12 protein-coding genes are annotated in these 14,225 nt (G+C 72.8%); 2 read left to right on the plus strand and 10 right to left on the minus strand.

The window, feature by feature from the left end:
• Positions 1 to 126: 126 nt before the first annotated feature.
• The 8 genes from PV789_RS09605 to PV789_RS09640 form a co-directional block, all read right to left on the minus strand.
• The gene (locus tag PV789_RS09605) at positions 127 to 1,968 is read right to left on the minus strand and encodes an IucA/IucC family protein (protein WP_274977084.1); all 1,842 of its coding nucleotides are present in this window, start codon (positions 1,966 to 1,968) and stop codon (positions 127 to 129) included.
• A complete protein-coding gene (locus PV789_RS09610) occupies positions 1,965 to 2,687 on the minus strand; it encodes a GNAT family N-acetyltransferase (RefSeq protein WP_274977085.1) in 723 nt (240 codons plus the stop codon). Before PV789_RS09610 ends, PV789_RS09605 begins: the two co-directional genes overlap by 4 nt.
• Positions 2,684 to 4,267 carry a lysine N(6)-hydroxylase/L-ornithine N(5)-oxygenase family protein gene (locus tag PV789_RS09615; RefSeq protein ID WP_274977086.1) on the minus strand — a complete coding sequence of 528 codons (1,584 nt, stop codon included), beginning with the start codon at positions 4,265 to 4,267 and terminating at the stop codon, positions 2,684 to 2,686. The genes PV789_RS09610 and PV789_RS09615 overlap by 4 nt, the downstream gene beginning before the upstream one ends.
• On the minus strand, positions 4,264 to 5,910 hold the full coding sequence (locus tag PV789_RS09620; RefSeq protein WP_274977087.1) for a pyridoxal phosphate-dependent decarboxylase family protein: 1,647 nt from the start codon (positions 5,908 to 5,910) through the stop codon (positions 4,264 to 4,266). Before PV789_RS09620 ends, PV789_RS09615 begins: the two co-directional genes overlap by 4 nt.
• Before the next feature lie 388 nt (positions 5,911 to 6,298).
• Positions 6,299 to 7,033: a CPBP family intramembrane glutamic endopeptidase gene (locus tag PV789_RS09625; protein ID WP_274977088.1), complete on the minus strand. Its 735-nt coding sequence runs from the start codon at positions 7,031 to 7,033 to the stop codon at positions 6,299 to 6,301.
• A 123-nt stretch (positions 7,034 to 7,156) separates the two neighbouring features.
• Positions 7,157 to 7,801 (minus strand): GOLPH3/VPS74 family protein, encoded by a 645-nt coding sequence (locus PV789_RS09630; protein WP_274977089.1) that lies wholly within the window; start codon positions 7,799 to 7,801, stop codon positions 7,157 to 7,159.
• A 94-nt stretch (positions 7,802 to 7,895) separates the two neighbouring features.
• On the minus strand, positions 7,896 to 8,624 hold the full coding sequence (locus tag PV789_RS09635; protein ID WP_274977090.1) for an ABC transporter permease: 729 nt from the start codon (positions 8,622 to 8,624) through the stop codon (positions 7,896 to 7,898).
• Positions 8,625 to 8,792: 168 nt separating this feature from the next.
• Positions 8,793 to 9,677 carry an ABC transporter ATP-binding protein gene (locus PV789_RS09640; RefSeq protein WP_274977091.1) on the minus strand — a complete coding sequence of 295 codons (885 nt, stop codon included), beginning with the start codon at positions 9,675 to 9,677 and terminating at the stop codon, positions 8,793 to 8,795.
• Between the two features lie 504 nt (positions 9,678 to 10,181).
• Between PV789_RS09640 and PV789_RS09645 the strand changes: the two genes are divergently transcribed.
• Both PV789_RS09645 and PV789_RS09650 read left to right on the plus strand, forming a co-directional pair.
• The gene (locus tag PV789_RS09645; RefSeq protein WP_047868736.1) at positions 10,182 to 10,784 is read left to right on the plus strand and encodes a response regulator transcription factor; all 603 of its coding nucleotides are present in this window, start codon (positions 10,182 to 10,184) and stop codon (positions 10,782 to 10,784) included.
• Between the two features lie 368 nt (positions 10,785 to 11,152).
• Positions 11,153 to 11,920 (plus strand): DUF3159 domain-containing protein, encoded by a 768-nt coding sequence (locus PV789_RS09650; protein ID WP_274977092.1) that lies wholly within the window; start codon positions 11,153 to 11,155, stop codon positions 11,918 to 11,920.
• Between the two features lie 167 nt (positions 11,921 to 12,087).
• On the opposite strand, the gene PV789_RS09655 is transcribed toward PV789_RS09650, so the two are convergent.
• Positions 12,088 to 13,254: an MFS transporter gene (locus PV789_RS09655; protein WP_274977093.1), complete on the minus strand. Its 1,167-nt coding sequence runs from the start codon at positions 13,252 to 13,254 to the stop codon at positions 12,088 to 12,090.
• A 66-nt stretch (positions 13,255 to 13,320) separates the two neighbouring features.
• Positions 13,321 to 14,220, minus strand: a complete 900-nt coding sequence (locus tag PV789_RS09660) for an ABC transporter substrate-binding protein (RefSeq protein ID WP_274977094.1) — start codon at positions 14,218 to 14,220, stop codon at positions 13,321 to 13,323.
• Between the last annotated feature and the right edge of the window lie 5 nt (positions 14,221 to 14,225).

Genomic DNA, 14,225 nt, shown 5'->3' on the forward strand with positions numbered 1-14,225 from the left:
GCGTACGCGGACCTCTTCGGACCCCGTCGGACCGGCGAACCCCGCTGTCCCGCCGCGCCCACCGGACCGCGGAAGCCCTGTCCCGCCGCGCCCACCGGACCGCGGAAAGCCCCTGTCCCGCCGCGCCTACCGGGGCGCGGGACGGAACCCGGCGATGGGGTTCTCCAGGGTGCCGACCAGTTGCAGGCCCGCGGACGGGGCCTCCAGATCGACCATCTGGCGGTTGTTGCGCAGTTGCAGCCGGTTCAGGCACGAGAGCGCGAAGCGTTCCGCGAACAGGTCGTCACGCGCGAAACGGTCGGCCAGGTGGGGCGCCGACGCCTGGTAGCCGGCCACGCACGCGGCCACGGTGCGCCAGAAGTCGGTCTCGGACAGGACGCCCTCACCGGCGAGGACGCCGTTGAGGAAGCGCAGGAAGCAGTCGAAGACGTCGGTGAACAGCGACAGCACCCGCATGTCCTCGGGCACCGCGCCCTGGACCCGCTCGACCCCGGCGGGCAGTTCGGCGTCGTCGTTCATCACCGCGATCTCCTCGGCGATGTCCTTGAGCAGGACCCGCTGGGGCACCCCGTCGCGCAGGACGAGGATGACGTTCTCCCCGTGCGGCATGAACACCAGGTCGTGGGCGTAGAAGCAGTGCAGCAGGGGGACGAGGTAGGCGTCGAGGTAGCGGCGCAGCCAGTCCGCGGGCTCCAGACCGGACTCGGCGATGAGCTCGGCGGCGAGGGACCTCCCCTGCGCGTCGGTGTGCAGCAGCGAGGCCATCGTGGCCAGGCGCTCGCCCGACCGCAGCCGTGTCACCGGGCTCTCGCGCCACAGCGCGGCGGTCATCTTCAGGTAGGGCGACTTCTCCGTCGAAGCCTGCGCGTAGTGGGTGGTGCGGTAGCCCACCGCGGCCAGTTCGCGCAGGATCTCCACGCGCGTGCCGCGCAGGACGGGGTCCTCGGCCACGACCGAGGCGACCCAGTCGTTGATGGCCGGGGTGGCCTCCATGTACTTGGCGGACAGGCCGCGCAGGAAGCCCATGTTCAGCACCGACAGCGCGGTCTTGACGTAGTGGCGTTCGGGGGCGGAGGTGTTGAAGAAGGTGCGGATGGACTGCTGGGCGCGGTACTCGTCGGGGCCGTGGCCCAGGCACACCAGGTCGCGGCGGGCGACGTCGGCGGCGAAGGTGACCGCCAGCCGGTTCCACCACTGCCACGGGTGGACCGGGATCAGGTGGTAGTCGCCGGGGTCCAGGCCCATGTCGGTCAGCCGCGCGTCGAAGACGGCCAGGGCCTGGGCGCCGAGTTCGCCGCGCAGCAGTTCCTCGCGGTCCAGGTCGGCCGAGCAGCTGAAGACCGTGCGCTCGCGCCGGGCGGCGACCCACACCAGCCGTACGGGGGCGGCGGCCTCGGGGGCGTAGGCGCGGTACTCCGCGGCGTCGAAGCCCAGGCGCCCGTTGTTGGCGACGAAGCACGGGTGGCCCTCGGTCATCCCCGCCTCGATCTCCTGGAACCCGGCGCGCGCCAGTTCGGCGGCGCTCGGCTGCGCGTCCGACATGCGGTAGGCGCTGCTGGCCAGGGTGCTGGTGATCTCCTCCAGGTAGACGGGCAGGACGTCCTCGTCGAGGGCGAGCGTCTTGCGCAGGTCCAGGATCAGGTCGAGGGCGTCCAGGGGCAGGCGCGCGCCGTCGCGCCGCAGGTCGCGGCGGACGATGCTGTCGGCCTCGATCCGCCAGTGGTCCAGGGCCATGACCCGGGCCGCGAACCGGTACTCGACGCCGCCGTCGTCGCTGGTGACCGAGAAGAGGCCGTCGGGGCCGGGTTCGGGGCTGAGCAGCCGTTCGTGGGCGAACTCGGCCAGGGCCTTGCGCACGAGCAGCCGGTTGGCGCGCTCCCAGGTCTGCGGGGCCAGGTGGCCGACCGCGTCGCGGGGGTCCCGGAGGCGGGGCCCGTGGGTGTCGGGTCGGGTGGTGGGCGTGGTCATCGTCCGATGCCTCCTGTGGTCGGGGCCGCGGCGACGGCGGCGCGGAACTGGTCGCGGGTGCAGGTGCTCAGGTGGGCGTCCTTGTCCTTGAGGGTCACGGTGGTGAGGACCCGGAAGCCCATGGCGGCGTTGAGGGTGTGGACGGCGGTGTTGCGCACGTCCGGTTCGACGACGACGCGTCGGGCGGCGGGGTCGGAGAGGAGCAGTTCCATGACGGTGGTGATCACGGCGCGGGTGAAGCCGTGTACGGGTGTGTCGGTGGGCGCCACCAGGAAGTGCATGCCGGTGTCGCCGGGGAGCACGGGGTAGTGGGCGGCGAGTTCGCTGTGGCCGGGGTCGTAGCGCTCGACCAGGAAGCGGGGGGTGCCGCGCCACTCGCCGACGTAGGCGTGTTCGTGCGGGGAGGCGGCCATGGTGCGGTAGTCGCGGGCGACGTCGTCCTCGGTGGCCTCGGACATGAGCCAGAAGTGGGATTTGGGGTGGGTGAGCCAGCGGTGCAGCAGGGGGGCGTCGGCGTCGGGGTCCACGGGCCGGACGCGGAATTCGCCGATTTCGGGGTCGGTGCGGGTGAAGACGGCCGCGGCGGCCCGGTCGGGCGCGGTGTCCTTGCCGGTTGCGGTCCCTCCGTCGGGTGTCCTGCTGCGGCCGGACACGTCGCCCGAGGCCGGTGCGTCGGCGGCCTGGTCGGGCGCGGCCGGTGCCGGTGCCTGCTCCCTCATCGGCGCGCCGCCTTCCGGGCCGGTCCGGAGGCCGGGAGGGCCGTCTCCACCGGGTCTTCCTGGTCCGGGTCTTCCTGGTCCGGGTCTTCCTGGTTCGGGCCTTCGTGGTTCGGGCCTTCGTGGTTCGGGCCTTCGTGGTTCGGGCGGTTCCCGTCCCGGGCGTCGGTGCGCGGGGCGCCCTGCCCGGGTGCGCCGAACTCCTGGAAGGCGATCGAGCGCTCGACGGCGTAGGGTTCGCGGCCCAGCATCGCGCGCAGGATGCAGGAGTTGCGGTAGGCGCCCATGCCCAGGTCGGGGGCGACGAAGCCGTGCGTGTGCAGTTCGGCGTTCTGCACGAAGACGGCGCCCCGGGCGAACTCCGGTCCGCGGCCGTCGTCGGGGGAGCCGTCGGCGCCGGGCGCGTCCTCCCCGGCGGGCGGCGCCCCGAGGTCGACGCGGTAGTCGCGGCGCACCGCGAAGCGCCCGGACCCGTCCCAGGCCAGGCGGTCGGTGATGGGTTCCAGGAAGTCCGGCATCCGGTACTGGTAGCCGGTGGCGAGCACCAGGCCCTCGGTGTCGAGGGTGAAGTCGCGCCCCTGGTCGGTGTTGCGCAGGTCCAGGGTGTAGGCGCCGCCCGCCGCGTCGTGGCGGGCGCCGGTGACCTCGGTGCCGGTCATCAGGCGTACGGGCGGCGGGCCCAGGCGGCTCTTGACGTAGAGCAGGTCGTAGATGGCGTTGATGAGGTCGGAGTCGATCCCCTTGTACAGGTTCTTCTGCGAGGCCACGAGGCGGTCGCGGGTGGGTGCCGGGAGCGCGTGGAAGTGGTCGGCGTACTCGGGGGAGGTCATCTCCAGGGTGAGCTTGGTGTACTCCAGCGGGAAGAAGCGCGGGGAGCGGGTGACCCAGTTGAGCTGGTAGCCGTGTCCGTCCAGGTCCTGGAGCAGGTCGTGGAAGATCTCCGCGGCGCTCTGTCCGCTGCCGACGACCGTCACGCTGCGCTTGTCGCGCAGCCGCCGCGCGGCGGGCAGGTAGCCGGAGCTGTGCACGGCGTCGCCGGGCAGGTCGCGGCAGGGTTCGGGCAGGTAGGGGGGTGTGCCGGTGCCGAGCACCAGGCGCCGTGCGCGGTGGGTGTGCCGGGCGCCGGTCGCGGTCTCGGTGCTGTGCAGCAGGTAGAGGGCCTGGTCGGGGTCGTACTCCACCGAGTCCACGCGCTGGCCGAAGCGGACGGCGTCGCCCAGGCGCCGGGCGGCCCAGCGGCAGTAGTCGTCGTACTCGGCGCGCAGGGGGTAGAAGCGCTCGCGGATGTAGAAGGGGTAGAGCCTGCCGGTCTCCTTGAGGTAGTTGAGGAAGGAGAAGGGCGAGGTGGGGTCGGCGAGGGTGACCAGGTCGGACATGAAGGGGGTCTGGAGTTCGGCTTCCTCCAGGAGCATGCCGGAGTGCCAGGAGAACTCGGGTTTCTCGTCGAGGAAGAGGCCGTCCAGGCCGGGGATGGGCGCGGTCAGGCAGGCCAGGCCGAGGTTGAAGGGGCCGATGCCGACGGCGGCGAAGTCGTGGATTCGGCCGGGGTCGGCGGCCGGGGCGGGGTGGCGGCTGGTGGTCAACGGGACCTCCCGGTGGTGGTCGGCAGGGCGGGGGCCGTGTGGGCCTCGGGCGGGGCCGGGTGGTCGGGTGCGTGGTGTCCGTTCACGAAGTGGTCGACGTGCGCGGCGATCAGGTCCAGTACCTCGGCGACGTCCTGCGGGGTGGCCCTGGGGTTGAGCAGGGTGAGTTTGAGGTGGGGTCTGCCGTCGACGGTGGTGCGGGCCACGAAGGCGCGGCCCGAGGCCAGCAGCGCCTCGCGGGCGTAGCGGTTGGCGGCGTCGGCGGTGTCGGGGTCGGCGCCGGGTACGGCGCAGCGGAAGACCAGGGTGCTCAGGCTGGGCCGGGTGACCACGGTGAAGCGCGGGTCGGCGTCGAGCAGGGTCCAGGCGGCGGCGGCCAGGTCCAGGACGCTGTCGAAGAGGGCGCCCACGCCGTCGGCGCCCATGACGCGCAGGGTGAGCCACAGTTTGAGGGCGTCGAAGCGGCGTGTGGTCTGCAGGCTCTTGTCGACCTGGTTGGGGGAGAGCAGCGGGGTGCTGCCGTCCGAGCGCGAGTTGAGGTAGTCGGCGTGGTAGGTGACGTGGCGCAGGACGTCGCGGTCGCGGACCACGATCGCGCTGGAGCTGACCGGCTGGAAGAAGGACTTGTGGAAGTCCACGGTGACGGAGTCGGCGCGTTCGACGCCCTCCAGCAGGTGGCGGTGGCGTGAGACCAGCAGGCCGCAGCCGTAGGCGGCGTCGACGTGCATCCACACGCCGCGCTGCCGGCACAGGTCGGCGATGCGGGGCAGGGGGTCGATGCTGCCGAAGTCGGTGGTTCCGGCGGTGGCGACGACGGCGATGGGCAGGAGCCCTTCGGCGCGGCACCTGCGCAGTTGGGCGGCGAGGGCGTCGGGGCGCATGCGCCGTCTGTCGTCGCAGGCCACGGTGATGACGGATTCGTAGCCCAGGCCGAGGAGGGCGGCGGACTTGGCGACGCTGAAGTGTCCGGCCTCGGAGGTCAGGACGCGCATCCTGGGCAGGAGTTCGGCCAGGCGGGTGTCCTGGCCCTCCTGCGCCTTGGCGCGTTGGTGGGCCTCGTCGCGCGCCATGAGCAGGGCCTGGAGGTTGGACTGGCTGCCGCCGCTGGTGAAGACGCCGTCCGCGGTCTCGCCGAAGCCGACGCGTTCGCACGTCCAGTCGATGAGCCGCTGTTCGATCAGGGTGCCCCCGGCGCTCTGGTCCCAGGTGTCGAGGGAGGAGTTGACGGCGGATAGGACGGTCTCGCCGAGCAGGGCGGGCAGGACCACGGGGCAGTTGAGGTGTCCCATGTAGCGGGGGTGGTGGAAGTAGACGGCGTCGTCGAGGTAGACGCGTTCGAGTTCGTCCAGCGCCGCGGTGGGGTCGTGGAGCGGCTGGTCGAGGTCGACCTTGTCGATCTGGGGGCGCAGGTCCTCGGCCGTGGCTCCGGTGAGCGGCCGGTCGGCTCCGGCGATGCGCCGGGCGACGCGGGCCGCGGCCTCCCCGGTCAGGTCGCGGTAGTGTTCGGCGCTCTGGGCGTCGAACAGCTGTGCCCGGGGGTCGTCGGGGTCCTGGTCGGAGGGGGGTGTCGGCTCGGGCCTGGTGCCGAGGGCACCGGCGTTCCCGTGCAGCGGGCCCGGTGCGGACCGCGCGAGGGAGCTCATGGATCATCCTCCTGGAAACGGGCATGCCGACAGCACCCGCAAAGCGGGTGTGGGCATAGGGTGAGGAACTTCGCGAACACTCTTATGTAGGGCGCCCTAACTAAGGGGAGGCTAGCCTAAGCGTTCCGGCCCGTACAGTGTGAGGAGAGTTACAGTGGCGACCGTGGTGGTCACTTGGGGTGATTGCAAGTCGCTGACCAGGGCGAACATGAGTTACGAAGAGTGATGCGGCCTTCGCGGGAACCCCACATCCGACACGGCGGGCTTTTCTCGCGAGATCGGACGTTTACTCCCCGGAAACCCCGTGGCGCTTCGGCAGAGAGACCCACGCCTCGCCCCGCGCAGGGGGAGCGGTCGGAGTCGTGACCGGGCGGCCGTGCCGGGCGGGTCAGGCGGTGCCGGTGGCTCCGGTGAGGAGCACGAACAGCGGCAGGGCCAGGTTGTTGACGACGTGGACCGCCACCGCGGGCCAGACGGACCCGCTGCGGCGCATCAGCTCGGCGGCGATGACGCCGACCACGATCGCCGCGGGCAGGACGATGTTGATGCCGTGGAAGAGCGCGAAGACCACCGCGCTGCCCAGGACGCCGACGAGCGGCCCGTAGCGCAGCAGGGCGTTGGCCACGACCCCGCGGAAGAGGAACTCCTCACCGATCGGCGTCAGGACGGACAGGAACAGCACCGTCAGAACCAGGGACACCGCGCTGCCCCCGGCGGCGTCGTAGTACATGCCCTGGGGGTCGGAGCCGTACCCGCTCACGGCGGCCACGGCCGAGGTCAGCACGGCCTTGGCGACCAGGGCGACCAGTCCGCCGAGCACGCCGACGAGCATCCAGCGCCAGGTGGTGCGGCGCACGCCGAAGGCGCCGAGCGAACGGATGCGGATCAGCGCGGCAGCGGCGAAGCCGGTGAGACCGGCCACGCCTGACCAGGCGGCCACGATGAGACCGTAGGTGACCGGGTCCAGACCTAGCGGGCCGAGGGGGCCGAAGAACAGCAGCGCCGCCGTGGCGGCCACGCAGCCGAGCAGGCCGACCGCGATCTCGGGCCAGCCCGGGCGCCTGGTGGAGGCGGCCCCGGCCGGAGCGTGCTGGTGCGGGTGGTCGGGACGGGCGGTGGACATGGTCGAGAACTCCTTGCAGTACTGGTCCGCATGTGCCGCCGGGGCGCGTGCTCTACGGGGCGCGTGCCGCGCGGCGGGTGCACCGCCCCGGCGTCGGCGGCGACGCCGGGTGCGCCGCGCCGGTCAGGCGGACGCGCCCTTGCCGGTGGCCATGACGGCCGTGCGGACCGCGTTGCGCAGTCCGGGGGCGGCGGCGTCGAAGCGCTCCTGGAGCGCCCTGACCGCGGGTCGGTGCCGCCAGCGCTCGTTGGGGGCGAACACGGTCCACACGTCGCCCTCGGCCGCGATCGAGACCAGGGCCGCGTCCTGGAGTGGCACCGCCGCCGGGTCGCCGCCGCCCAGGACCGCCTCGCGCGTGCGCTCGCGCAGCCGGTCCACCTCCTCGGGCCGTTCGGGGATGACCGTGCGGGTGGGGAACACCCCCAGCGTCCGGCCGCGCCTGACCGTGACCGCCCCGTTCGCGACCAGTTCCCCGCGCACCATCTCCTCTGCCCTGCCCATCTGGGGATAGAGGAGGTTGATCCAGTGGTGCGGCGCGTTGGGCGACAGGTCGGACAGGACCCGGGCCAGGAACGGGTCCCGGGGAGCCCGGGCGATGGCGCGCGCCACCTTGCCGTCGCGGGGGCGCAGCACCCCGCCCAGGGTCAGGTCGGCCAGCGCCGCGGCGCACAGCAACTGGCCGCGGTAGCCGGCGCTGACGGGGTCGAACCGGTTCTTGCCGGTGTCGTAGCTGAGCAGGTAGAGCCGCTGCGGCAGCGTCAGGTCCATGTCGTTCTCCTCTCGAATGCGTCCTCGCGGGCCCGGTCGGGCTCTGCCGTGGAAGTACCCCGTCCGCGTGCGCGGACGGCCCGTCCCGGGGTCCTCACCTGCGCGGTTCCCAGCGGAAGATCCGGGTGGCCGCCGCGACGGCGACGACGACCCAGGCCAGCGTGGGCGCCAGCAGGAACAGGGACTCGGTGACCGGGACGCCTCCGCTCCAGGCGTTGACGACCAGCTCCGAGGCCGAGCCGCCGGGCAGCAGCCGCTTGAGCAGGGTCAGCTCCTCGGTGCCGGTGAACCCGACCCATCCGGAGACGGCCAGGACGCCGAGCATGATGGGCAGCGTGGTCACCTGGGCGTGGTCGGGGGAGTTGGTCAGTCCGGCCGTGGCCAGCCCCAGGCCCGCCATCATGACCATCGTCGCGACGACGGCCGCCACCAGCAGGAGCACGTTGTCCGGGGCGCCGCCGACCACGGCCAGCACGGCCAGGATCACGGTCACCTGGACCAGCGTGACGGCGGTGACCGGGAGCAGCAGCCCGGTGAGGATGCCGGCGTCGCCCGACGCCGTGGAGCGCAGCCGCTTGAGGAAGAGGTTCTGCCTCCGGGAGGCGAGCGTGGTGACCGAGGTGGTGTAGAGCCCCATGGTCACCACGAGGAACACCAGGATCGAGGCGATGGCGCCCAAGTCCACGGCCTCGCGCAGCGCCGGGAAGGTCTGGTGCATGTAGATGTAGAACGCGCTGGAGGCCGCCGGGACGATGAGCATGGTGACCAGGACCAGTCGGTTCCGGAAGATCTGGATCAGCTCGCTCTGAGCGATCGTGAGCATGGGTCGGGTCCTTATTTCCTGGAAGGTGCGGGGAGTCGGAGCGTGTTCGGCGCGGGCTTCGGAGAGCACCGGCTGGGGCCTGTTTTCTGAGCCGGTTTCAGCTTGTGGGGGGCGGTTCGGGCGCCCGAACACGGACTGAAGCGGAGCGGATGTCCAAGAAGACACTCCCTAGTCGTCGCCGATGGAGCGGAAGACGTCGTCGAGCCGGGTCGGACCGGCCTCCAGCCCCCGCAGTTCGACCGCGTTGTCCTGCGCCCAGCCCAGCAGGGTGTACAGGTCCTTCTGCAGGCCCAGGGTCTCGACGAGGAACGCCCCGTCGCCCTGGCGCGCGGCCTGGACCGGCGGCGTCGGCGCGGTGTCGGGCAGGGAGAAGCGGATCGTGGCCGGAAGGGTCTGCGTCAGCTCGGCCACGGTCCCCTCCCGGTGGAGGGAGCCCTTGTGCATCAGCCCGATGCGGTCGGCGCGCTGCTGGGCCTCCTCCAGGTAGTGCGTGGTCAGCACGATGGTCGAGCCGTCCTCGCGCAGCCTGTCCACGGCCTCCCACAGCCCGTCCCGGGACTGGATGTCCAGACCGGTGGTGGGCTCGTCCAGGAAGATCAGCTCCGGCGACCCGTACGCGGCGGTGGCGAAGTCCAGCCGCCGCTTCTCGCCGCCCGAGAGCTGGGACACCTTGGTCCCGGCCTTGGCTGTGAGGCCGACCATGCCGAGCACGCGTTCGACCGTGTCCGTGCGCCGGGTGAGCCCGCCGATCAGCCGCACCGACTCCTTCACGGTCAGGTCCGGGGAGAACCCGCTCTCCTGGAGCATGATGCCCACCCGGGGCCGCACGGCGCGCCGGTCGCGCGGGTCCTGGCCGAAGACCCGTACGGTGCCCGAGGTGGCGGTGCGGTGGCCCTCGACGGTCTCCAGGGTCGAGGTCTTGCCCGCGCCGTTCGTGCCGAGCAGCGCGTAGAGTTCCCCGCGCCCCACCTGGAGGGACAGGTCCCTCACGGCGTGGAAGTCCCCGTACTTGAGGTTGAGCCGTTCGACGTCGATGACTGCTGTGGAGGTCATGCTCCCATTGCAGCGCCCGCCGCGCCCGCGGGGCAGTGGGGCCACGTCACCACCTGGCCGTGACGTTTGTGGGGGTGAGCCCATGACGCGGTGTCACTGGTGGGCGCGGCGCGATCGGCGGGATACTGGGAGGGACCCCCGTCCTCGGACCCGGAGAGCCGCACATGGACACCCGGCCCCCGCGCATCCCGCCGACGGCGGCTCCGGCCCTGCCGCGGCCGCCCGGCACGACCGCCGGGCCGTCGGCGGAGGGGCGGTGAGCCGCCTCTCCCGCGCCGGGATCCCGTGCCCGGCCGCCACCGCGGCGGTCCGGCCGCCCGGGACGCCGGTCCGGGACGACCCGTCGGCGTCCTACGCTTTCGTCACCGTGGCCGCCCCGCGCGAACGCGTGGCCGACCGCGGCGCCGGGTCGACGGTCCGACACGACAGGGGCCGGTTCCCGACCGCCGCGCAGTTCCCGCGCCCGGCCCCGGCACAGCGCACGACAACGCGGAAGGACAACCGATGACCACCGTGGTACTCGCCGACGACGAGGCCCTCCTGCGCAAGGCGATGGCCGCCCTGCTCCCGCTGGAGGGGGAGATCACCGTGCTCGCCGAGGCGGAGGACGGGGAGGAGGCCGTGCGGGCCGTGCTGGACCACCGGCCCGACGTGCTCGTCATCGACCTGGAGATGCCCAACGTGGACGGGCTCGGCGCCGTCGAGCGGATCCGCCGCGAACTGCCGGACCAGGTGATCCTCATGCTCACCCGCCACGCCAGGCCCGGCGTGCTGCGCAAGGCGCTCAAGCTCCGGGTGCAGGGGTTCGTCAGCAAGTCCGCGGAACCGGCGCACATCGCCTCGGTCATCGACAACCTGCACCGGGGCAAGCGGTGGATCGACCCGGACGTCTCCGCGCTCGCCGTCATCGACGACTGCCCGCTCACCGACCGCGAGGTGGACGTGCTGCGGGCGACCAGCGAGGGCTACTCGGTCGCCGACATCGCCGCCCAACTCCACCTGGCGGAGGGCACGGTGCGCAACTACCTGTCCAACGCGATGCAGAAGACCCAGACGCGGACCCGGCACGAGGCGGCGCGGTACGCGCGCGAGCACGACTGGCTGTGAGCCCCCGGCGGCGCCCGTGCGGGCGCACGCCTCCCGGACGCCGCGGTCCCGTGACACGGGACCGCGGCACCGTCCTCACGCATCGGTGACCTCGCGTTTCGCGTTCCACCAGTGACACCACGTCATTGTCTGCCTCAGCGCGACGTCACGGTGAAGTGGTGACGCCGTCGCACTGCCGGACGAGCCCGCGAACCGGTGGAATAGGGGTCAAGAACTTCACACCGGCCGCCACCGGGAGACACCCGGAGCGGACGCGGGACACCCCGTCGCCCCTTCCCCGCACGGGGGCGGCCCGGAAGCGACCGCGACCGCGACGGGGCGCCGACCCGGCGGCGGAGCAGGAAGCGGACGTGAAAGAGAGGAACGACATGGCACGCAGTGACACGACAGCCGACCGGAACCTCCCCGCCTCCCCCGAGCACACCGACCCGAACACCTCCCCGGACGGAGTGACCATGACCGAGCACCGCCCCACCCACCCCGCCCCCGCCCAGCCCGAGCAGCCCGTCGACGTCAAGCAGGCGGCGATGGAGGCGGCGGGCGGCCCGTGGGGGATGGTCATCTCGGCGATCCCGGCCCTGGTCTTCGCGGGGGCGATCGCCTTCGTCTCGCCGCTGGTCGCCGCCGGGATCGCGATCGCCCTGGCCGTGGTGATCGCCGTGGTCCAGCTCTGGCGCGGCAAGCCCTTCAGCTCCGTGTACGGCGGGGTGCTCGGCGTCGTGATCGCCGGGGGCATCGTCGCCTGGACCGGGTCGGCCAACGACTTCTTCGTGATCGGGATCTGGGCCGCCCTGGTGGTGGGCGTGGTCGTGCTCGTCACGACCCTCATGAACCGGCCGGTGACCGGCGTCATCTGGAACGCCGTGCACGGCGGCACCCACGCCTGGCGCGAGGACCGGCCCACGCTGGTCGCGCACCACGTCGCCACCTTCGCGGTGCTGATGCTGTGCGTGCTGCGGTTCGCGGTGCAGGGCTGGCTCTACCTGGCCGACTCCACCGCCTGGCTGGCGATCGCCGACACCGTGATGGGCTTCCCGCTGATGGCCGTGGTCGCCGTGGTGGTCATCTGGGCCTTCCGCCGCTCCACCAAGCGCCTGGTCGAGTCCGATGGCTCCGAGGCCGCCGAGCGGGGCTGACCGTCCCCGTCGGCCTCCGGGCCGCCCGCCCCCGACACACCCCCACAACACGTCCCCGACACCCCGCCGCGCGGGCCGACCACCCTCGGCCCGCGCGGCGGGGTGTCGGGCACACTGCCCCGGCGCGCGGCAGGGCGGGCGGCGGCCCCGCGCTGTCCGCCGCGCCCTCAGCCCGGGGGAGGGGTCCGGGCCGAGCGCGCCCGCGAGCGGACCCCGGCCCGGGCGAGCACCGCCGACAGCAGCAGGACCGCCGCCACGGGAGCCAGCGCCGTGGCCGCGAAACCCGCTCCGGGAGCCAGGCCGTACAGGGGCACCCACACCACCGCCGCCAGCGCACCCCCGAAGAACTGGAAGGACAGCGCGAGCGAGGACGCCCCGGCGCGGTTGTCGGCGGTGCTGGTGGCGGCCATGGCGTTCACGGTCGCCCGCATCGCGGTCACCGACGCACCCACGGCCACGACCCCGGCGGTCATGGCGGCCACCGAGGGGCCCAGCGCCGCCGTGACCAGCCCCAGCGCCAGCACGGTGTTGCCGACCAGTCCCAGGGACAGCGGGCCGAGGCGGTCGAGCAGGCGCCCGGCGGGGTCCGCCAGCAGCAGACCGGCGATCCCGAAGGCGGAGGCGACCAGTCCGCGCCCGAGCGGCCCGAGTCCGAAGGCGTCCTCGGCGCGCAGCGCGGACAGCACCGTCAGACCCACGGCCGCCAGGTAGCACAGGAACGCCAGCGCGCAGGCGAGCGCCAGTTGGCGGTTGGCCAGCGACCGCCAGCCCGCCCGGCCGGGCGAGCGGCGTTCCGAGACGGCCTCGTCCGGCGGCAGGAGGGCCAGGACCACCGCGCACAGGGCCGGGGCCACGAAGGCCAGGCGCCAGTCGAGGACGCCGGCGGTACCGCTGACCAGCGGGCTGAAGGCCTGCCCGGCCGCCTGCCAGGCGGCGAACCAGCCCATCGAGCGCCCGAGCCTGTCGCGGGGGACGGAGTCGGTGATGGCCGCGATCAGCAGCGGGGTGGTGAAGGCGTTGGTCGCGCCCTGGAGCACCCGGGCCAGGAGGAAGGTCTCCAGGGTGGGGGCGAACGCGCACAGGGCGCAGGCCAGCACGAACACCGCGAGTGAGGCGCGCACGGTGCGGCGGCGGCCCCACCGCTCGGCGAGCGTTCCCGAGACCAGCATGAGGGCGGCGAAGGGGACCATGTAGGCGGTCACCGCGCTCGCGGCGGCCTCCGGGGTGGAGTCGAGGCCCTGGGCGACCTCCTGGGGGATCGGTGTGACCATGGTGCTGCCGTAGGGGCCCAGGGCCCCTCCCACGTACAGCGGCCAGACCCGGGTCCGACGCAACGTCCTGGACCTTCCTGCGAAAGCGCCCCGGCCGGGGCCGGGGCGCGGTGAGCGTGCGGACGGGGGTCAGACCTTGATGTCGAAGTTGCGCACGAGGTTGTCGAAGGCGGAGTCGTCCTTGATCAGGCCCCAGCCGCGCATCCACTCGTAGGTGCGCTGGAACTGGTCCTGCGGGTAAGGGGCGGGCTCCACGAAGCGCAGGCGGCCCAGCGGGAAGTCCTCCGGGGTGAGTTCCTGGATCCGGGCCGGCACCTCGCCGATGAGGTAGTGCAGGTAGGGGCGGGGGTCCTCGTTGAGCTTGTGCACCGCCCGCACCACGGCCCGGTTGACCGCCGCGTAGGTCTCGGCGTCCACGTCCGGGCTGGCGATCTCCGAGCCGACGTAGAACGCCTCGGACAGGAGCTTGAACCCCTGCTTCTCGGCGACCGTGATCCAGGGCTCCATCAGGGCCGCCGCGTCCACGCGGCCGTCGCGCAGCGCCTCGAAGCGCTGCTGCGGGCCGCCCGCGTGCACGACCTTGATCTCCTCGCGGGGCAGGAAGCCCTCCAGGCTCTGCAGGGCCAGGTAGTGCGAGCCGTGGTGGAAGTTCACGGCGACCGTCCTGCCCGCCAGGTCGGAGGGGTGCACGTCGGGGGAGTCGGGGCGCACCAGGATGGCCTGGCTGCCCACGGCCGCTCGCTTGCTCACCACGCGCCCGCCGACGGCGGTGTCGTCGGCCCTGCGGATCTGGCCCCACTCGCAGGCCCGGTAGAGGTCGGCCTGGCCGCTCTCGAAGTTGGACTTGGTGGTGCCGAACGCGCTCACCAGTTCGTGGTCGTCGAGGTAGGACAGGCCCGCGTCGGCGTAGCCCTTGGGGACGAAGGAGACCTCGACGCCCTCCTCCTCGTAGTAGCCCTCGTCCTTGGCGACGAGCTGGGGCAGGGAGAAGACCAGGGAGAGCAGCTCCATGGTGATCTTCTTGGTCATGGCGG

It is taken from the genome of Nocardiopsis camelliae, from assembly GCF_028993595.1.
Taxonomy (GTDB): domain Bacteria; phylum Actinomycetota; class Actinomycetes; order Streptosporangiales; family Streptosporangiaceae; genus Nocardiopsis; species Nocardiopsis dassonvillei.

What these genes read in the sequence shown, in the direction of transcription:
- PV789_RS09605 (WP_274977084.1), bottom strand. Translation starts at nt 1,968, where the DNA reads ATGACCACGCCCACCACCCGACCCGACACCCACGGGCCCCGCCTCCGG.
- PV789_RS09610 (WP_274977085.1), bottom strand. Translation starts at nt 2,687, where the DNA reads ATGAGGGAGCAGGCACCGGCACCGGCCGCGCCCGACCAGGCCGCCGAC.
- PV789_RS09620 (WP_274977087.1), bottom strand. Translation starts at nt 5,910, where the DNA reads ATGAGCTCCCTCGCGCGGTCCGCACCGGGCCCGCTGCACGGGAACGCC.
- PV789_RS09625 (WP_274977088.1), bottom strand. Translation starts at nt 7,033, where the DNA reads ATGTCCACCGCCCGTCCCGACCACCCGCACCAGCACGCTCCGGCCGGG.
- PV789_RS09630 (WP_274977089.1), bottom strand. Translation starts at nt 7,801, where the DNA reads ATGGACCTGACGCTGCCGCAGCGGCTCTACCTGCTCAGCTACGACACC.
- PV789_RS09635 (WP_274977090.1), bottom strand. Translation starts at nt 8,624, where the DNA reads ATGCTCACGATCGCTCAGAGCGAGCTGATCCAGATCTTCCGGAACCGA.
- PV789_RS09640 (WP_274977091.1), bottom strand. Translation starts at nt 9,677, where the DNA reads ATGACCTCCACAGCAGTCATCGACGTCGAACGGCTCAACCTCAAGTAC.
- PV789_RS09645 (WP_047868736.1), top strand. Translation starts at nt 10,182, where the DNA reads ATGACCACCGTGGTACTCGCCGACGACGAGGCCCTCCTGCGCAAGGCG.
- PV789_RS09650 (WP_274977092.1), top strand. Translation starts at nt 11,153, where the DNA reads ATGGCACGCAGTGACACGACAGCCGACCGGAACCTCCCCGCCTCCCCC.
- PV789_RS09660 (WP_274977094.1), bottom strand. Translation starts at nt 14,220, where the DNA reads ATGACCAAGAAGATCACCATGGAGCTGCTCTCCCTGGTCTTCTCCCTG.